Raw genomic sequence first — 17,573 nt, forward strand, 5'->3', positions numbered from 1 at the left:
CGATCGGGTCATGCTCGAACGCTAGGCGCGGGAACGCTGCAACCACGCTGCATGCGGCGCGGCCTGCGGCGGGACGGCCGGACGGGAGTCCAGTGCGCGGGCGCGGGCGGCGGCGGCCGCCCGCTGCGCCGAGCCGCCCGGCAGCCGGTGGGCGAGGGTCAGCCATGCGGAGGCGTCGGCGGCTCCCCACTCGGCGCCCACCCAGCGGCGCAGCAGCGCCGTGTCGCCGGCGGCCAGCACGGCGCCACGCAACTGCTGTTCCAGGCACCGCCGTTGCTCCACCACGACGGGCGCATCGGAACACGGCAGGAGCGGACCGGTGTAGCGGGCCAGCGCCTCGGCCACCCGTCCCGCAGCAAGCAGGTCGGCGACGTCCCCGAAGTCGGTGTGAGCGGTGCACAGGAGCGCGTACGGGCGTGAGCCGAGCAGGTCGGGGCCGAGGACCGCGCGCAGCCGGGTCATCTCGGCGCGCAGCGTGGAGGCGGGCACCTCGCGCTCGGACAGGTCGACGGCGAGCCGTTCCCCGCTCACGCCGTGACCCGCCAGGGCGAGCGCGACGACGATCTCGCTGTGCCGTCGGCTGAGCTGGAGCACACGTCCGTCGGTCTCGAGTACGGCGCTGTCCCGTCCGAGAGCTCTCAGGCGTGCCGCGGGCGCCCATGCATCGGTGCCGAGCAGCGCCGACGGCCGGTGCGCGAGCTCCGCCTGTGCCGCCAGCGCGGCCGCACGCACCGCGGCGAACGCGGGCGGGGTGGCGATACTGGCGCCGCCGGTGAGGTCGACGACGCCGAGGACGCGGCCGGTGGCGGGGTCGCGCACGGGAGCTGCGGCGCACGACCAGGCGTGCGCGACGGCGCTGTAGTGTTCGCCGGTGACGATCTGGACGGGCCGCGCCAACTCCAGTGCGGTGCCCGGGGCGTTCGTTCCCGCCTGCGGCTCGGACCACAGGGCGCCCTCGGCGAAGTGCATGGCCTCGGCACGGTCGATGGTCGCGCGGTCCCCCTCGACCCACAGCAGGGTCCCGTCCGCGTCCCCGACGGCAAAGATGTGCCCGTCGTCCGCGGCCCCGGCCCCCAGCAGCTCCCGGAACAGGGGCAGCACCCCGGCCAGCGGGTGGGTGCGGCGGTAGACGGCCAGTTCCTCGGATGTGCTGCGCAGGGACGGCAGCAGGCCGCCGTCGGCTCGTACGTCGGTGGCGGCGCAGCGCCGCCATGACTCGGCCACCAAGCTGCGCACGCCCGGCGGGGCCTGGGGCGCAGTCACGAATCGCTCGTGTGCGGCGCGCAGCGCTGGGGCCGAGGCCGCGGCGGAAGCGTTCATGTCACCTCCTGTGTGCCGTCCTCCCGGTCCGGCCCCACCAGCCTCACCCGCGCGGCGGGCAGGGGTGCAGAGGCCGAAGGGCCCCTGCGGCAGGGCCTGGTGGGCTCATGTCAGGAGTGGCACGAGGAGGTGCGGGCCGCTACTCCCGGGGCAGCGGGACGTGCCAGGCCAGTACGGTGCCGCTCGCGGGCCCGGTGTCGAGGTCCAGCGCTCCGCCCAGCTGCTCGGCCCGCTCGGCCATGTTGCGCAGACCACTGCGGCGGCCGCCGGGCGGGATGCCCACGCCGTTGTCCGTGACCGTCAGCCGTACCTCGCGGCCGTCGGTCTCCAGGACGACGTCGGTACGGTCGGCGCCGGCGTGCCGGGCGATGTTGGTCAGGGCCTCGGAGAGGACTGGCTCGACATGCGCGGCGATCTCCTGCGGCACGTCGGTGTCCAGCAGGCCTTCCATCCGCACGCTGGGCGCGAAGCCCAGTACCGGCGCAGCCTCGCCGACGACGCGCACCACACGTGCCCGCAGCCCGGTTCCCGCACCACCCTCACGGGCCCGCAGGCCAAAGATGGTCGACCTGATGATCTTGATGGTCTCGTCCAGGTCGTCGACCGCCCGCACCACGCGTTCGGCGGCCTCCTGGTGGTCGATGAAGCGGCCGGCGCTCTGCAGGGTCATGCCGGTGGCGAACAGCCGCTGGATCGCCAGGTCGTGCAGGTCGCGGGCGATCCGGTCACGGTCCTTGAGCACCGCGATCTGCTCGGCGTCCTGGCGGCGTTCGGCCAGTTCCATCGCGATGGCGGCCTGCGCGGCGAAGGCCTGCAGGGGCATGGTCTCCATGTCCGTGAACATCGGCTGGCCGGCCTTGCGCGCCAGCAGCACCACACCCCGCGGCCCGGGCTCGCCCGTGCCGATGGGCACGGCCACGGCGGGTCCCAGCCCCTCGAAGCGCACGGGCTCCCGCGAGATCCGTGCGTCGTGCGCGGCATCCTCACTGGTCACCGGGGCTGCCTCGGAGAAGGCCAGCCCCATCAGGCTGCGGTCCATGGGCAGCACAAGACCTCGATGCGCCTCGGCGTCCATCCCGACCGCGATCTCCACGGCGAGCGAGGCGGTGTCCTCCATGGGCAGTGCGACCGCCGCCAGGGCCGATCCGGTGATCTCCCCGGCCCGCTCGGCGATGAGGCGCAGGACGTCCGTGCGCGCACGGCCGGACATCAGATCGTGGGTGATCTCCGCGTTGGCCTGCAGCCAGCGCTCGCGCAGCCGGGACTCCTCGTACAGCCGGGCGTTGTCGATGGCGACACCGGCCGCCACGGCCAGCGTCGCCAGGACCGACTCGTCCTCCTCGTCGAACTGCACGCCCCCGCGCTTCTCGGTCAGGTACAGGTTGCCGAACACCTGGTCGCGCACCCGGATGGGAACCCCGACGAAGGTGTTCATCGGCGGGTGGTGGGCCGGGAAGCCGTAGGACTCGGGATGCTGGGAGATCTTGGCCAGCCGCAGGGGTTCGGGGTGGCGGATGAGCTCCCCGAGGATGCCGTGGCCCTCGGGGAACGGGCCGATCCTGGCGATCTGCTCCTCCGTGACCCCGATCGTGTGGAAGGCCGACAGGCGCTTGCCGTCGGGTCCGATCACGCCGAGGGCGGCGTACTCCGCGTCGACCAGCGTCGCCGCGGCCTCCACGATGCTGCGCAGCGCCTGCTCCAGGTCGAGCTCCCGGCCCACCGAGAGCACGGCCTCCAGGAGGCTGTGCACCCGGTCGCGGGTTCCGCGGGCCGCGTCCAGGCGGGCCTGCAGCTCCCCCAGGAGCTCGTCCAGCCTCAGCTGCGGCAGCCGTACGCGCGGCGCCTGGGACTCCTCAGGGCTTCCCACGGCAGATCCTCCAGCTCCGGTTGCCACAGCGGCCTACCGGTCATGTGCCACGGTAACGGTCCAGGGCAGGAGGCGGTACGGCACGGGCCAGGTTGGCCGGGCCCCGTCGCCGGTCAGGGGCGCGGCAGGCGGGCGGCGACGTACTCGGTCAGGTCGAGGAGCCGGTTGGTGTAGCCCCACTCGTTGTCGTACCAGCCGAAGACCTTGACCAGCTCACCGTTGGCCTGGGTCAGCGGGGCGTCCAGGACGCACGAGGCGGGGTCGCCGACGACGTCGCGGGAGACGATCGGCGCGTCGCAGACCCGTAGGACGCCCTTCAGCGGACCGTCCGCGGCCTCCCGGTATGCGGCGTTGATCTCGTCCGCGGTCACCGGTCGTTCGAGCAGCACGCTCAGGTCGGTCAGCGAGCCGTCCTCCACGGGGACGCGTACGGCGATGCCGTCGAGGGTGCCGGCCAGCTCCGGCAGGACGAGGCCGACGGCCCGTGCGGCCCCGGTGCTGGTGGGGATGATGTTGACGGCGGCGCTGCGGCCGCGGCGCAGGTCCTTGTGCGGGCCGTCCAGGACCACCTGGTCGTTGGTGTAGCCGTGGATGGTGGTCATCAGGCCCTTGACGATGCCGAAGTGCTCGTCGAGCACCTTCACCATGGGGGCCACGCAGTTGGTGGTGCAGGAGGCGTTGGAGACGACGTGGTCGATGTCGGGGTCGTAGGTGCCTTCGTTGACGCCCATCACGAGGGTGGCGTCGACGCCCTTGCCCGGCACGGACAGCAGCACCTTGCGGGCGCCCGCCCTCAGGTGCGCCCCGGCCTGCTCGCGGGTGCGGAAGCGGCCGGTGGACTCGATGACCACGTCCACGCGATGCTCGCCCCAGGCGAGGGCGGCCGGGTCGCGTTCGGCGGTCACGGCGATGCGGTGGCCGTCGACCGTCAGGGAGCTGTCGTCGTGCTCGACGGTGCGGTGCAGCCGGCCGTACGTGGAGTCGTACTCCAGCAGATGGGCCAGCGCCGCCGGTGAGGTGATGTCGTTGACCGCCACGACCTCGACGGGTGTGCCGGTGCCGCCCTCGGCCCGCTCCAGCACACAGCGCAGATAGTTGCGTCCGATGCGGCCGAAGCCGTTGATGCCCACGCGTACGCTCATGTCCGTCGCCCTCCCGATCGTCGCCCGGCTGTGTCCGGGGTCTGCCGCCAGCCTGCTGACGGCGGGCCGGGCGGGGCTTGGGCCGGACGGGGGCGAGCGGAGGACGTTCGGCCCTGGGTGTCAGTGGCCCTGCTGCCGGAGTCGGTCCTCGGCCTGGGTGGCGATGACGGCGGCCTGGATGCGCCGTTCCACGCCGAGCTTGGCCAGCAGGCGGGAGATGTGGTTCTTCACGGTCTTCTCGGCGAGGAACAGCCGCCCGCCGATCTGCCGGTTGGTCAGCCCTTCGCCGATGAGGGACAGGATCTCCCGCTCCCGGTCGGTGAGGCCCGGCAGCGGGTCGGGCTCCTCCTCCTGCTGCCCGCCGCGCAGACGGGCCATCAGCCTGGTGGTGGCGCTCGGATCGAGCAGCGACTGGCCCGCAGCCACCGTGCGCACGGCGGACACCAGGTCGGAGCCCTGGATCTGCTTGAGGACGTATCCGGACGCGCCCGCCATGATCGAGTCGAGCAGGGCCTCCTCGTCGTCGAACGAGGTCAGCATGAGGCAGGCCAGCTCGGGCAGGCGTGAGCGCAGCTCCCGGCAGACCGTCACGCCGTCGCCGTCGGGCAGCCGCACGTCCAGCACCGCGACCTGCGGGCGCAGCGCCGGAACACGGACCAGGGCCTGCTCGACTGTGGAGCCCTCACCGACCACGGTGATGTCCGGCTCGTCGTCGAGGAGGTCGCGCACCCCGCGGCGTACCACTTCGTGGTCGTCCAGCAGGAAGACCCGGATCGGGCCGTCGGGGCCCGGCCGCTCGCCGTCCGCCATCGAATGCTCCTTGTCGTGCGCTCCGCGCCGGGTTGCCTGCGCCGGTTTCCGAGATGTTCGCCCCTGGCCGCCCGCAGGACCAGGGCCGGTCGGCCCCGATCCTGCGCCGGTCTCCCTACGCCGGTACCCGTTCGGCCCACCGTCAGACCGCCCGCGAGACCTCCGGGCCGACCAGAGACGGAAGAGGGCCGAACGGCCCTTACCCCTGGTGCGGCAGGACGGTTCCATGGATGGTCAGCAATGAGTCGCCGACCCCTACGGAACGCCATGCGCCTCGACAACACCCAGCCGGTCCCCTTCGGGCCGCGCCTGAGCATCGAGCTGGACAGCGATGAAGCGCTGCGGCTGCTGGGCAGCGTGTCCGTGGGCAGGATCGTCTTCACGCGGCACGCACTGCCGACCGTCCGCCCGGTCAACCACATCCTGGATCACGGTGACATCGTCATCCGCACCCATGAGGGCGCGGCCCTGACCTCCCGAGCGCGCGAGTCCGCCCCGTCGGGCGTGGTCGTGGCCTACGAGGCCGACACCATCGACCCGGCCACGCATCTCGGCTGGAGCGTGGTCGCCACCGGCTACGCCCAGCTGGTGACCGATCCGGAGGAGCTGGCCCGCTATCGACGCCTGCTGCGTCCCTGGGTGCAGCAGACCATGGACTACGCGGTCCGCATCCGGCCCGACCTGGTCACCGGCATCCGTCTCACGGACACCTGGGCCGGCCGCCCGGACGGCGGCTGAGGCCGGCCCCGTGACCGGGACCGACGGCCCCCGCAACGACCCCAACGGCCCTCGCCCGGGCCGGGCTTCGGCGCCCACGCTGGAGTTGGGCCCAGGTCGCCGCGGCGGCGTCACGGGCCGAAGGAGCTGATCGCCATGACGACCCTGGCGGGAACACCTGACCGTCCTGTGCGGGTGAACGCGGTGCTCGACGCACCGCTGTCCCGGTGGCTGTGGCTGGTGAAGTGGATCCTGGTGATTCCGCACTACGTGGTGCTGTTCTTCCTCTGGATCGCCTTCACCGTGGTGAGCGTGCTCGCGTTCTTCAGCATCCTGTTCACCGAGCGCTATCCACGGTCTCTGTTCGACTTCAACGTGGGGGTGCTGCGCTGGAGTTGGCGGGTGGCGTACTACTCGTACGGTGCCCTGGGCACCGACCGGTACCCGCCGTTCAGCCTGGGCGAGGAGCCCGACTACCCCGCGCGGCTGGACATCGCCTACCCCGAGCGCCTCTCCCGGGGACTGGTGCTGGTGAAGTGGTGGCTGCTGGCCATCCCGCACTACGTCGTCATCGGGTTCTTCCTGGGCGGCTGGCACGTCGGCTGGTGGGACGGCGGACTGGTCGCCGTGCTGGCAGTGATCGCCGCCGTCACCCTGGCCTTCACCGAGAAGTACCCGCGGGCCCTGTTCGACCTGATCCTCGGGCTCAACCGGTGGGTGCTGCGGGTGGCCGCCTACACCGCCCTGATGACGGACACCTACCCGCCCTTCCGGCTCGACATGGGCGGCACCGAACCCCACGAACCCTTCGCCTCCGAGGACCTGTCGTGACCACCCTGCTGGTGGGGGCGTTCCTGATCGTGCACGGGCTGTTGCACCCCGGCGTGTGGACGGCGCCGCAACAGCCCGGCACGACGGCCCCGTTCACCCCCGGGCACTCGTGGGTGCTGGCGGCCGCAGGCGTTCGCCCGGCACCGGCCTGGGCCGCGGCGCTCGTGCTGGCCTGGTACACGGCGGTGGTGTACGCCGTCGCCGGCGCCGCAGTGCTGGCGGGCGCCGGCTGGTGGCCCACGGCCGCCCTGGTCGCCGCGTCGAGCGGGCTGGTGCTCAAGGCGGTCTGGTTCGACCCGTGGCTGAGCGTCGGTGTGCTGCTGGACGTGGGCGTGATCACCGCTGTGGCCTGTTCATGGCCAGCCTCCGTCTACTGAGGACCTGGGAGATCAGTCGTGCGGCACCACCGCGACCGGCGCGGCGGCATGCTGCAGCACCGCGTGGGCCACGGGACCGATGTGACCGCCGATCGAGGTGTGGCGTTCACTGCGGCCCACGACGACCAGGCCCGCATCGCGTGAGGCGTGCACGAGATGACGGCCGGCGCTGCCGATCACGGCCTGTGCGTGCACCTCGACGCCGGGGAACTTGTCCCGCCACGGCCGCAGGGTGTCGGTCAGCGCGTGCCGCACCTGCTCGGCCAGTTCCTCGTTCAGTCCGACGTCCATGACGGTGCCGTAGCCGTAGGAGGTCGGCAGGCTCCAGCCGTGGATGATCTGCAGGCCGCTTGCACGGCGCAGGGCCGCGTCGAACGCGAAGCCGATGAGCACGTCGCCGGGGTCGTCCAGGTCCAGCCCGAGCAGTACATCCCGATACGGGGTGGCGGTGGACGCGCCGCCCGAGGCGTCCTGCAGATGCTCGTCCTGGGCGCGCTCGCCGGCCCGGACGAGAACGACGGGCCGCGCGGCACGGGCCACCACGGCCAGGGAGACGGAGCCGACCAGGAACCCGGCGACCGTGCCGAGACCCCGGGATCCGAGGACCAGCAGGTCGGCCTCCTCCGCGGCGGCCAGGAGGGCCGCGACCGGCTGACCCCCACTCTGCCGTACGCCGATGTCCAGACCGGGGTGGCGGTGTGCGAGCCGGGACTGCGCATCGTGCAGCAGGGTCCTGGCCCACGCATGCTGCGCGTCGATCGCGCCCGGGGCGGGAACTCCGGCGAGGGCCGGGATCAGCTGGAACTGCGGTTCCCAGGCGTGCAGCAGGCACAGCGCTGCCCCGCGCTGTACTGCCTCGCGGGCGGCCCAGTCGGCGGCGGCGAGACTCTGCGGTGAGCCGTCGAGGCCGACGGTGATGATGGGCATGTGCGGACCTCCTTCGGGGTTGCGCTGCCAGTTTCCGGGCCGCGCGGGTGAGGCAGCAGGGGCCTCAAGTCCCTTCCGGGGGCCGGTCGGCCCACACACCGCGGGTGCCTGACACCCGCTCAGGGCTGAGGGTTCTCAGGCTGCGGGCAGGGCCGGCCGCACCAGCGTGCCGGAGCGGCCGTGCACGATCTCGTAGGCCGCGTCCAGGGCGCCGATCGCGGCCAGGCCCCCGGTGCGTTCGACGAACCGGGCGGCCGCCTCGGCCTTGGGCCCCATCGAACCGGCGGGGAATCCGGCCCGGCGCAGCTCGGCGGGCGTGGCGTCGAGCACGGGCCGCTGCTTCGGCGTGCCGAAGTCGGCGTACACATTTGGCACGTCGGTGAGGATGAGCAGGAAGTCGGCCTTGAGGTCCTCGGCGAGCAGGGCGGCCGTCAGGTCCTTGTCGACGACGGCCTCGACGCCGCTGAGGGCGCCGGTGTCCCGGTCGGCGGTGACGGGGACACCTCCGCCGCCGGCGCAGATCACCAGCGTGCCGCCGCTGAGGAGTTGGTGGATGGTGTTGGTCTCCACGATGCGCTCGGGTGCCGGGGAGGCGACGACACGCCGCCACCCGGTGGTGTCCTGGGCGATGTGCCAGCCGCGCTTCCGGGCGAGCGACCGGGCCACCTCCAGGGGGTAGACCTGCCCGACGTATTTCGTCGGCTGCCGGAACGCGGGATCGTCGGCCCGTACGAGCGTGTGGGTGACGAGCGCGGCGATCGGGTGCCCGGGCAGCGTGTCGTGCAGGGAACGCACCAGCAGGGAGCCGATCATGCCCTGGGTCTGGGCGCCGAGCAGGTCGAGCGGGTAGGGGGCGCTCAGGGCGGGATCGGAGGCGCTCTCCAGAGCGAGCAGTCCGATCTGCGGGCCGTTGCCGTGGGTGAGGACCACCTCGTGGTCGTAGGCGAGTGCGGCGATCACGGTGGCGACCCGGTCGATGTTCGCCAACTGGACGTCCGCGTCCGGTCGTTCGCCGCGGCGCAGCAGGGCGTTGCCGCCGAGGGCGATGACGATGCGCATGGTTCAGTCCTCCAGGGTGGCCACGAGGACGGCCTTGATGGTGTGCAGCCGGTTCTCGGCCTGCTCGAAGACGAGGGAGGCGGGCGAGGAGAAGACGTCGTCGGTGACTTCGAGCGCGCTCAGGCCGTAGAGGTCCAGCAGGGAGCGGCCGAGCGCGGTCCGGTCGTCGTGCAGGGACGGCAGGCAGTGCATGAACTTCACGTCCGGATTGCCGGTCGCGCCCAGGGTCTTCTCGGTGACCTGGTAGGGCAGCAGCAGCTCGATGCGCTCACGCCAGGCCGCGGCGGGCTCTCCCATGGAGACCCAGACGTCGGTGTGCAGGAAGTCGGCGCCGCGTACGGCGGCCTCGATGTCCTCCGTGAGCGTGATGCGCGCTCCGCTGACCTCGGCGCGCCTGCGGCATTCGGCGACCAACTCCGCGTCGGGCCACAGGGCGCGGGGAGCGGCGATCCGTACGTCCATGCCCAGCAGGGCGCCCATCGACAGCAAGGAGTTGCCCATGTTGTTGCGGGCGTCGCCGAGGTAGCAGTAACTGATGTCGGGCAGCGGCTTGGGGCTGTGCTCGCGCATGGTGAAGACGTCGCACAGGCTCTGGGTGGGGTGCGCGCTGTCGGTCAGGCCGTTGTAGACGGGGACGCCGGAGTGGGCGGCGAGTTCCGTGACGAGGGACTGCGCGCAGCCTCGGTACTCGATGCCGTCGAACATCCGGCCGAGGACACGGGCGGTGTCCGCGATGGACTCCTTGGTGCCGACGTGGGTGTCGCCGGGGCCCAGGTAGGTGGTGGCGGCGCCCTGGTCGGCCGCGGCGACCTCGAAGGCGCAGCGGGTGCGGGTGGAGGTCTTCTCGAAGATCAGCGCGAGGTGCTTTCCGGTCAGCCGGGGCCGTTCGGTGCCGGCGCGGCGGGCCGTCTTGAGGTCGGCGGCGAGGTCGAGGAAGAGCTGGATCTCGCGTGCGGTGAAGTCGAGTTCGCTGAGGTAGGAGCGGCCTCGGAGGTCGATGGTCATGTCGGGTCCTTGTGGGTGCGCTCAGGCGACCGGGTCGCGTTCGACGGGGCAGCTCATGCAGCGGGGTCCGCCCCGGCCGCGGCCGAGTTCGGCGCCGGCGACGGTGACGATCTCGATGCCCTGCCTGCGCAGATAGGTGTCGGTGGTGACGTTGCGCTCGTAGCCGACGACCACTCCGGGGGCCAGGGCGAGGAAGTTGCTGCCGTCGTCCCACTGCTCGCGTTCGGCGTTGCGGACGTCCTGCGGCGCGGAGAGCATCCGCACCTTGTCCAGGTCGAGGGCCTCGGCCAGGGCGCTCGCCAGGTCGGAGTTCGGTGCCACGTCGAAGCCTGCCTCGTGGGCGCTGCTGGGCCGCAGCGTCCAGGAGCGCAGGGAGTCCGCGAGGCCCGGGTAGATGACGAACGCGTCGCGGTCGACCATCGTCAGCACGGTGTCGAGGTGCATATAGGCGCGGCTGGCGGGGAGTTGGACCGCGATCAGCCGGTTCGCCGTGCCGCCGGCGAAGAGCCGTGCGGCCAGGTCCTCCACGGCCTGGGCGGTGGTCCGCTCTCCCATGCCGACCAGCACGGCGCCGTTGCCGAGGACGTGGACGTCGCCGCCTTCGAGCGTTCCGACCGGTCCGTCGAGGATCGGTACGGGCGCGACGGCGGCGAACATCGGATGGAACCGGTAGATGGCCTCGGCGTGCAGGCTCTCGCGCGGTAGCTGAACAGGGCGATGGCCGCGGCGGCGGAGATCGCGCCGGGGGCGGACTGGCGGCTCGCGTTGAAGGAGCCGAAGTTGTCCGGGTCGATGAACAGCAGGCCGACGGTGGCCATGAACACCAGCGGGACGAACTTCAGCACGGTGGTGATCACCTGGAAGCCGCCCATGTTCCGCACCCCGCCGAGGTTGACCGCGGCGGGCATCCACAGCCCGACCAGGGCGATGAGTACCGAAATCCCGGTCCTGTGGCCGGTGTTGACGAACACCTCGACATAGCCGACCCAGGCCACCACGATGGCGGCGTTCCCGGCCCACGCCGTGATCCAGTACGACCAGGCGTTGAGGAACCCGGCGAACTCGCCGAAGGCCTCACGCGCGTAGACGTACGGTCCGCCGCCGCTCGCCGGCACCCGCTTCGACAGCGCCCCGAAGGTCACCGCGAGTGCGAGTGCGCCGAGGGTGACGGCGACGAACGCCACCAGCGAGATCGGCCAGTACGGGGCGAGGGCCGAGGGGAGCGCGAAGACTCCGGTGCCGATGATGCTGCCGATCACGAGGGCGGACGCGGCGGGCAGTCCGAGTGCCGCGCGGGGAGCGGGCCCTGCCCCGCTCCGTCTGGTGGTGGGCATGGTCGGGCTCCTTGTGCGGGTGGCTGCGGTTCGGTCTCTCCGTGACCGATCCTTCTGCGCGGCCGGGAGCGTGGTCAGCGGCCACTGGTCCCCGCGCCGACCCGTTGGTCCCCTGGCCGGATCCCCACTCGGCCCCTGTCGGGGCAGGCGCGGCGGGCGGCACGGTGCGCCACACGCCGCTGCGAGCCTTCCGCGCGGACACCACGGTCGTGATCGGCATCGACTTCCGGCAGAAGTCCGACGGGTCGAAGAACATCCGGGCCGCCGGACGGTGCCGGATGCGGCTGCGCGGCGAGCGGCCCGAACTGGGCCCCCCGAGGATCGTCCCGGTCGAGGAGGGCATCCGCGGCATGCCGTGGTTGTTGGGCACCGTGCTCAGGTATGTCGTCCGCACCGCCGAGTGCGTCGAGTTGCCCGCGGATCCGCCTGCTGAACGCCTGGCACGCGCCGCTCTCCGGCCGCCGCGGCCGCACGGCCCCTGGGGTGCCCGGACGGCCCCTCTCCCCGCCGGGCTGCGCGGGCAATGCTGGCGGTGACCGCCCGTCCCGGCGGGAACCGTCCACTCGGAGCGATGCCATGATCACCGCAGCCGCTGTGCTCCAACTCCTGATTCTCGCGGGCGCGTTGTACGACACGGGACGTCTGCTGGCGTCGCCCGGAGCCCGTCGTCCGATATGGCCCCGGCCACGGCACGGTCGCGCGGCGCTCGAGGCGGCCGAGCGGCAGCTGGTGGAGCAGAGGCTGCGCGGCCGGATCGACGCGGCCGCGTACCGGGAGCGGATGCGGTCCCTCGCGGACGGGCGACGGCCCCGGGCGGGGCGCCGCGGCTGAGGCCGGTCTGTGGTACGACACCGGGCGAGCGCTCTTTCCCCACGCGCGCCGTGACACCTGGCGCTGCTCCTCGCCGGCGAGCAGTCGCCTCCGGCCTCCCGCATGTACCGAACCACCCCTGCGTGGCAAGAACCCGAACGTCCCTCGGACAGGCCCGGTCGCCTCTCTTCCCCCCGTGGCCACGGCGTGATCATTGAGTTGGGCGCGGACGCCGGGCACGGCATCCGAAGGGGTTCCCCCGTCCCCTGCCGGAAACGGCGTCCGCGCCAGGGGGACGGCCCCGCGAGGGGTCGTGGCCGCACGTGGGTCGTCGGCCGCGTGCCCGCGCGATTCGCAGCCGCGTGGGCACGTCCCCCGGCCCGGCGGTGGACAGGGCCCGAGGGACAGGTCCACGGCGCCGTACGGCCCACGGTCCGGGCGGGCCATGGGGCCGGAGTTCCCCAACCCATGGGGCCATGTGGCCCCTCTTCCGCCCAGCGCCCGAAACGGCACCGAAACACGGCAGGACGACTGCTAAACAGAAGGTCGCCGCGCATTCGACGCGGCGGTCTTCGCACCCCATTTCCCCCGCCCGGGAGGCTCCATGCTGTCCGCAGAATCCGCCGCCGTGGTACGTGCCACCCTGCCCGCCGTGGCCGGAGCGCTCGACGAGATCACGACGCGCTTCTACGGGGCGATGTTCCGGGACCGGCCGGAACTGCTCGACGGAATGTTCAACCGCGGCAACCAGGCCAGCGGGGACCAGCGGCGCGCACTGGCCGGCTCCATAGCCGGGTTCGCGACCGCGCTGCTGGCCGACCCGGACGCCCGGCCCGACGCCCTGCTGGCCCGGATCGCGCACAAGCACGCGGCCGTCGGAGTCACGGACGACCAGTACACGATCGTGCACAAGTACCTCTTCGGTGCCATAGCCGAGACCCTCGGCGGCGCCGTCACCCCGGAGGTGGCGGCCGCCTGGGACGAGGTGTACTGGCTGATGGCCGGAGCCCTGATCGGCCGGGAGGCGCGCCTCTACCGGGACGCGGGCGTCGAGCCCGGCAGGACCTGGCGGCGGTGGACGGTCGTCGAGCGCCGCACCGAAACCGCCGACGTGGTGTCCTTCCTGCTCCGCCCGGCGGACGGCCGACCGGCACCGCGGGCGCGGGCGGGCCAGTACGTGAGCGTGCGGGTGCTCATGCCGGACGGCGTCCACCAGCTGCGCCAGTACAGTCTGTCCTCGGACCCGGGCAGGGAACTGCGCCGCATCACCGTCAAGCGGGTCGCCGGCGACCCGGACGGCGAGGTCTCCAACCTGCTGCACGATCAGGTACGTGAGGGAGCCGAACTGACCCTCTCCGCACCCTTCGGGGACGTCTTCCTCGACGGCCCGGCCGCCGGCACCGACCCGCTGGTGCTGGTCTCGGCGGGCATCGGCTGCACCCCCATGACGAGCATCCTGGCCCATCTCGAGGCGGGCGGCTCCACCCGCCCGGTGCTGGTCCTGCACGCCGACCTCTCCCCCGCCGACCACGCCTTGCGCGCCGAGACCCGCGAGCTCGTCGGGCAACTGCCGCACGCCCGTGCGGTCTTCTGGTACGAACGTCCCGGGGCCGAGGAGCCCGACGCCCGCAAGGGCCTGATGGACCTCTCCGGCGTCGAACTCCCCGACGACGCCACGGTGTTCCTGTGCGGTCCGCTGCCCTTCATGCGCAACGTCCGCGCCCAGCTGCTCGGCGCCGGGGTTCCGGCACGACGCATCCGGTACGAGGTCTTCGGCCCCGACCTGTGGCTGGCCGACAGCGCGGCCTGAACCGCCTGTACCTTCCAGGAAAGGATCCCTGATGACGAGCGACAACTCCCAGGTTGCGCCTACGGTGCGGCTGCGTTTCGACGGCCCGGTTGACCAGGAGACCCTCGCCTACGCCCGTACGAAGATCGCCGCCGTCGTCGGGCGTTCCGGCCTGCCCGCGATCACCGGCGAGGTGCGGATCGTGCGGGCGGCCCTCCGCCATGCCGACCGGCCCTGGCTGGCCACGGCCGACCTGCACGTCGGCGGCCGGCAGGTGGTGGTCCTCGCCGAGGAGTCCACCGGCCGGGAGGTCGTGGACCTGCTCCAGGACCGGCTGCGCCGCCAGACCGACAAGGCCGCCCACGCCTGGGAAGACGGCCACCGGACCGAGGCGCCGCCGTGGCGCGGCGGCGGTCAGCAGTCGGCCTAAGGCCCCAGTGGGAACGGCCCGATCGGTCGCGGTGCACCGATCGGGCCGTTGTCATGTGCTGCCTCGCCGGGACGCGGGCCGACCGGCCCGCACAGGTGACCAACGGCCCGCTGACCAGGCCCCGTGGGCACGAAAACGTGGGCGCCGTGGTTCCCGAATCGGCGGGCGAGGACGAGGAGTTGTGTGATGGCGAAGGCGTATCTGGTGGGCAGCGGGATCGCGGCGCTCGCCGCGGCCACGTTCCTGATCCGTGACGGCGGGTTCGACGGGGCGGACATCCATCTCTTCGAGGAACAGCACACCGTCGGGGGCAGTCTGGACGCGGGCGGCAGCGTGGACGCCGGCTACAGCATGCGCGGCGGGCGGATGTTCGAGGCCGAGTTCCGCTGCACGTACGACCTGCTGTCCGCGATCCCCACCCTCGACGACCCCGCGGTGTCCGTGACGGAGGAGATACTGGCGGGGCACGAGGAGTTCGCCTGGGACGACGTCGCGCGGCTCGTCGACGGAGACGGAAAGATCGTCGACACTGCCTCGATGGGGTTCTCCGAGCGCGACCGGCTGGAACTGGTCCGGTGCCTGGCGAGCCCCGAGGGCCATCTGGACGGCAAACGCATCACGGACTGCTTCGGCGAGCACTTCTTCACCACGAACTTCTGGTTCATGTGGTGCACCACGTTCGCCTTCCAACCCTGGCACAGCGCGATCGAGTTCCGCCGCTACCTGAGGCGGTTCATCCATCTCTTCCCGGAGTTCGCATCGATGTCGGGCATCCACCGCACCCGGTACAACCAGTACGACTCGATCGTGCGTCCTGTGACGGCCTGGCTGCGCGAGCACGGCGTCACTGTGCACACCGGAAGCCGGGTCACCGACCTCGGGTTCGCACCGGGGCATGACGGCACCACTGTTGAGACCCTCTACGTCTCCCGGGGCGGCCGTGACGAGAAGATCGCCGTGGCTCCCGAGGACCTGGTCCTGGTCACCAACGGCTCGATGACCGACGCCTCCAGCCTCGGCTCGCACACCGCGGCGCCGCCCCCGACCGGCCACCGCTCGCAGGCGTGGCTGCTGTGGCACCGCATCGCCCGGGGGCGCGAGGACTTCGGCAACCCGGCGGTCTTCGACAAGCACGTCAAGGAGTCCCGCTGGGAGTCGTTCACGGTCACCGCCAAGGACCCCGTCTTCCTGGACCGACTTGCCGGGTTCGCGGGCCGTGAGACCGGCAGGGGCGGGCTGATGACCTTCACCGACTCCAACTGGCTGCTGACGATCGTCGCCAACCGCCAGCCGGTCTACCGCGACCAGCCCGAGGGCGTCTCCGTGTGGTGGGGCTACGGTCTGTTCCCCGGCCGCGCGGGCAACCACACGCCCAAGCCGATGACGATGTGCTCCGGCCGGGAGATCCTTGAGGAGGTGCTGCACCATCTGCACTTCGACGAGTCGTCGGCAGCCCGGGTTCTGGAGACCTCCACCGTGGTGCCCTGCGTGATGCCTTACATCACCAGCCAGTTCCTGGTCCGCCGCCGCGAGGACCGGCCCCATGTCGTGCCCGAGCGATCGGTGAACCTCGCCTTCATCGGGCAGTTCGCGGAGGTCCCCGACGATGTCGTCTTCACCGTCGAGTACTCGGTGCGCACGGCGTGGACGGCGGTGGCGCGGCTGCTGAACCTCGACCGGCAGCCTCCCGCGGTCTACAAGGGGCACCACGATCCCCGCGTCCTGGCCGCGGCTCTGGAGACCATGCACCGCGGGTGACCGGGCACGGCCCGGCCGGTGGAAGGCGTGTGCGCGGCCGCAGAGCAGGTCGGCCGCGCACACGGCGTGCGGGCCGGCCGGCTCCGGCTGGGATCCGGCCGGCCTCTGTCAGCCGAGCATCCGCTTCCTCCACTGGGGGCCGACCTGCGCCCACTGCGCGTCCCACTCCGCGAGGCGCCGCCGGTCCAGCCGTGCGCGCGCGAGCCGTTCGCCGGCCAGGACGACGGCCGCGGCTCCCAGGGCGGCCGCGGCGCTGAACAGCGCCGTCTGCAGCCATGCCTCGGTCGGGCTCGGGGGTTCGAGGACCAGCCTGCCCGTGTGATCGGTCCAGGCGGTGATCCGGGTGCCGACGGCGGTGCCGGGATCAACCCTCGTGGTGCCGGTGTGTGTCGAACCGTCGGCAGCGACCCAGCGCACCTTCGCCCACACCTTGTCGTCGCTGTATCCCGATGTCGAGACCGGCGGGATCCGCGGCGCGTCCTGGGTCAGCACCGCCGAGACGGAGTGCACGTCCGCGCGTCGCGCGGCGAGGTCGTCCTGCACCGCCCCTTGAGTCACCAGCGCGGCGAGCAGGCCGCCGAGCAGGGCGAGTGTCCAGGCGGCGAGCAGGATCCACGCTTCCAGCCGGTCGCTGCGGCGCCGCAGTGGATTGCTCCGCCACCGCCAGAACCCGACCCTCTTCGCCTTCGCACGGTGTGTCTTCGTCATCGGTCGACACCCCATTTGTAGTACGTGCCGACGTCGTCACTGACGTCGTCCACAGGGAACGTCCCACGTCATGGCAGGTGGGCGGCAGGGGCCGACCAGGCAGGTCCGCTGGGCCGACCGGCCCGCGTCACGGCGCCCGCCCCGAGAGGTGTCACCCGGCTGGCGTGGTGGCACCGGGCCGGGCAGCGTGTACGTAGCGAGAGCGGCCCTGAGTGATCTGAGTGAGGTGACCATGCAATCTGCTGAGCCGACGCACCGGGTCGTCGTTGGCGTGGACGGCTCTCCCTCCTCGTACGCGGCGCTGCGCTGGGCGGCACGGTATGCGCAGAGCGTCGGCGGTGTGGTGGAGGCTGTCCATGCGTGGGAGACACCGTCGGAGGTGGGCTGGAGCGGCCCTGCCATCGACCCCGACTTCGACCTCGCGCAGGCGCGGGAGCGCTTCGCGGCGGAGCTGCACGCCGTCTTCCCCGCCGAGCGCCCGCCCGGGCTGCAGGAACGCCTGGTCGAGGGCGATCCCTCCGAGGTGCTGATCCGGGCCTCCGAGGGGGCGGAACTCCTGGTCGTGGGCCGCCGGGGGCGCGGCGGGTTCGCCCGGGCGATGCTGGGGTCGGTCAGCCAGCGCTGCGCCCAGCATGCGGCCTGCCCGGTCGTCGTGGTGCGCCAGGCCGACGATCCGTCGCGCTGACGGT

17 protein-coding genes and 2 pseudogenes are annotated in these 17,573 nt (G+C 72.3%); 9 read left to right on the top strand and 10 right to left on the bottom strand.

The features are described from left to right. Window positions 1-21: 21 nt before the first annotated feature. From ABD355_RS02890 to ABD355_RS02905, 4 genes are all read right to left on the bottom strand, one after another. A complete protein-coding gene (locus ABD355_RS02890; RefSeq protein WP_344398416.1) occupies window positions 22-1,320 on the bottom strand; it encodes a transcriptional regulator in 1,299 nt (432 codons plus the stop codon). Window positions 1,321-1,459: 139 nt separating this feature from the next. After that, window positions 1,460-3,187: a GAF domain-containing sensor histidine kinase gene (locus ABD355_RS02895; RefSeq protein ID WP_344398417.1), complete on the bottom strand. Its 1,728-nt coding sequence runs from the start codon at window positions 3,185-3,187 to the stop codon at window positions 1,460-1,462. A gap of 113 nt (window positions 3,188-3,300) precedes the next feature. Then, window positions 3,301-4,329 (bottom strand): type I glyceraldehyde-3-phosphate dehydrogenase, encoded by a 1,029-nt coding sequence (gap, locus tag ABD355_RS02900; protein WP_344398418.1) that lies wholly within the window; start codon window positions 4,327-4,329, stop codon window positions 3,301-3,303. A gap of 120 nt (window positions 4,330-4,449) precedes the next feature. Next, window positions 4,450-5,139, bottom strand: a complete 690-nt coding sequence (locus tag ABD355_RS02905; protein WP_344398419.1) for a response regulator — start codon at window positions 5,137-5,139, stop codon at window positions 4,450-4,452. Between the two features lie 267 nt (window positions 5,140-5,406). Here ABD355_RS02905 and ABD355_RS02910 point away from each other — a divergent pair, with 267 nt between their 5' ends. From ABD355_RS02910 to ABD355_RS02920, 3 genes are all read left to right on the top strand, one after another. Further along, entirely contained in the window at window positions 5,407-5,877 is a 471-nt protein-coding gene (locus tag ABD355_RS02910) for a pyridoxamine 5'-phosphate oxidase family protein (protein ID WP_344399031.1), read from the top strand. A gap of 135 nt (window positions 5,878-6,012) precedes the next feature. Then, window positions 6,013-6,687, top strand: a complete 675-nt coding sequence (locus tag ABD355_RS02915) for a DUF4389 domain-containing protein (RefSeq protein ID WP_344398420.1) — start codon at window positions 6,013-6,015, stop codon at window positions 6,685-6,687. Next, window positions 6,684-7,064 carry a hypothetical protein gene (locus ABD355_RS02920; protein WP_344398421.1) on the top strand — a complete coding sequence of 127 codons (381 nt, stop codon included), beginning with the start codon at window positions 6,684-6,686 and terminating at the stop codon, window positions 7,062-7,064. Before ABD355_RS02915 ends, ABD355_RS02920 begins: the two co-directional genes overlap by 4 nt. 12 nt (window positions 7,065-7,076) lie before the next feature. On the opposite strand, the gene ABD355_RS02925 is transcribed toward ABD355_RS02920, so the two are convergent. The 5 genes and pseudogenes from ABD355_RS02925 to ABD355_RS02945 form a co-directional block, all read right to left on the bottom strand. Beyond that, a complete protein-coding gene (locus tag ABD355_RS02925) occupies window positions 7,077-7,991 on the bottom strand; it encodes a universal stress protein (RefSeq protein WP_344398422.1) in 915 nt (304 codons plus the stop codon). A 135-nt stretch (window positions 7,992-8,126) separates the two neighbouring features. Beyond that, window positions 8,127-9,050, bottom strand: a complete 924-nt coding sequence (locus ABD355_RS02930) for a carbamate kinase (protein ID WP_344398423.1) — start codon at window positions 9,048-9,050, stop codon at window positions 8,127-8,129. Between the two features lie 3 nt (window positions 9,051-9,053). Continuing rightward, on the bottom strand, window positions 9,054-10,055 hold the full coding sequence (gene argF, locus ABD355_RS02935) for an ornithine carbamoyltransferase (RefSeq protein WP_344398424.1): 1,002 nt from the start codon (window positions 10,053-10,055) through the stop codon (window positions 9,054-9,056). A gap of 21 nt (window positions 10,056-10,076) precedes the next feature. Beyond that, window positions 10,077-10,754 (bottom strand): annotated as a pseudogene (locus ABD355_RS02940) (arginine deiminase); the annotation flags it as partial. 2 nt (window positions 10,755-10,756) lie between these two features. Continuing rightward, window positions 10,757-11,314 (bottom strand): annotated as a pseudogene (locus ABD355_RS02945) (amino acid permease); the annotation flags it as partial. Between the two features lie 239 nt (window positions 11,315-11,553). Between ABD355_RS02945 and ABD355_RS02950 the strand changes: the two are divergent. From ABD355_RS02950 to ABD355_RS02970, 5 genes are all read left to right on the top strand, one after another. Then, a complete protein-coding gene (locus tag ABD355_RS02950) occupies window positions 11,554-11,925 on the top strand; it encodes a hypothetical protein (protein WP_344398425.1) in 372 nt (123 codons plus the stop codon). Window positions 11,926-11,965: 40 nt separating this feature from the next. After that, a complete protein-coding gene (locus ABD355_RS02955) occupies window positions 11,966-12,220 on the top strand; it encodes a hypothetical protein (protein WP_344398426.1) in 255 nt (84 codons plus the stop codon). Between the two features lie 583 nt (window positions 12,221-12,803). Continuing rightward, window positions 12,804-14,009, top strand: a complete 1,206-nt coding sequence (locus ABD355_RS02960; protein ID WP_344398427.1) for a globin domain-containing protein — start codon at window positions 12,804-12,806, stop codon at window positions 14,007-14,009. Between the two features lie 31 nt (window positions 14,010-14,040). Continuing rightward, a complete protein-coding gene (locus ABD355_RS02965) occupies window positions 14,041-14,418 on the top strand; it encodes a hypothetical protein (protein WP_344398428.1) in 378 nt (125 codons plus the stop codon). Window positions 14,419-14,601: 183 nt separating this feature from the next. Further along, window positions 14,602-16,176 (top strand): oleate hydratase, encoded by a 1,575-nt coding sequence (locus ABD355_RS02970; protein WP_344398429.1) that lies wholly within the window; start codon window positions 14,602-14,604, stop codon window positions 16,174-16,176. Window positions 16,177-16,284: 108 nt separating this feature from the next. Here the strand turns inward: ABD355_RS02970 and ABD355_RS02975 are convergent, their stop codons facing one another. After that, window positions 16,285-16,884, bottom strand: a complete 600-nt coding sequence (locus ABD355_RS02975; protein WP_344398430.1) for an Rv1733c family protein — start codon at window positions 16,882-16,884, stop codon at window positions 16,285-16,287. 232 nt (window positions 16,885-17,116) lie between these two features. On the opposite strand from ABD355_RS02975, the gene ABD355_RS02980 reads away from it, so the two are divergent. Beyond that, window positions 17,117-17,569: a universal stress protein gene (locus ABD355_RS02980; RefSeq protein ID WP_344398431.1), complete on the top strand. Its 453-nt coding sequence runs from the start codon at window positions 17,117-17,119 to the stop codon at window positions 17,567-17,569. Window positions 17,570-17,573: the final 4 nt, after the last annotated feature.

Source organism: Streptomyces longisporus, assembly GCF_039532765.1.
Taxonomy (GTDB): Bacteria; Actinomycetota; Actinomycetes; order Streptomycetales; family Streptomycetaceae; genus Streptomyces; species Streptomyces longisporus.

Excerpts from the sequence above, each read along its gene's own strand:
- ABD355_RS02890 (WP_344398416.1), bottom strand. The coding sequence starts at position 1,320 with ATGAACGCTTCCGCCGCGGCCTCGGCCCCAGCGCTGCGCGCCGCACAC.
- gap (WP_344398418.1), bottom strand. The coding sequence starts at position 4,329 with ATGAGCGTACGCGTGGGCATCAACGGCTTCGGCCGCATCGGACGCAAC.
- ABD355_RS02905 (WP_344398419.1), bottom strand. The coding sequence starts at position 5,139 with ATGGCGGACGGCGAGCGGCCGGGCCCCGACGGCCCGATCCGGGTCTTC.
- ABD355_RS02910 (WP_344399031.1), top strand. The coding sequence starts at position 5,407 with ATGCGCCTCGACAACACCCAGCCGGTCCCCTTCGGGCCGCGCCTGAGC.
- ABD355_RS02915 (WP_344398420.1), top strand. The coding sequence starts at position 6,013 with ATGACGACCCTGGCGGGAACACCTGACCGTCCTGTGCGGGTGAACGCG.
- ABD355_RS02925 (WP_344398422.1), bottom strand. The coding sequence starts at position 7,991 with ATGCCCATCATCACCGTCGGCCTCGACGGCTCACCGCAGAGTCTCGCC.
- ABD355_RS02930 (WP_344398423.1), bottom strand. The coding sequence starts at position 9,050 with ATGCGCATCGTCATCGCCCTCGGCGGCAACGCCCTGCTGCGCCGCGGC.
- argF (WP_344398424.1), bottom strand. The coding sequence starts at position 10,055 with ATGACCATCGACCTCCGAGGCCGCTCCTACCTCAGCGAACTCGACTTC.
- ABD355_RS02955 (WP_344398426.1), top strand. The coding sequence starts at position 11,966 with ATGATCACCGCAGCCGCTGTGCTCCAACTCCTGATTCTCGCGGGCGCG.
- ABD355_RS02960 (WP_344398427.1), top strand. The coding sequence starts at position 12,804 with ATGCTGTCCGCAGAATCCGCCGCCGTGGTACGTGCCACCCTGCCCGCC.
- ABD355_RS02965 (WP_344398428.1), top strand. The coding sequence starts at position 14,041 with ATGACGAGCGACAACTCCCAGGTTGCGCCTACGGTGCGGCTGCGTTTC.
- ABD355_RS02975 (WP_344398430.1), bottom strand. The coding sequence starts at position 16,884 with ATGACGAAGACACACCGTGCGAAGGCGAAGAGGGTCGGGTTCTGGCGG.
- ABD355_RS02980 (WP_344398431.1), top strand. The coding sequence starts at position 17,117 with ATGCAATCTGCTGAGCCGACGCACCGGGTCGTCGTTGGCGTGGACGGC.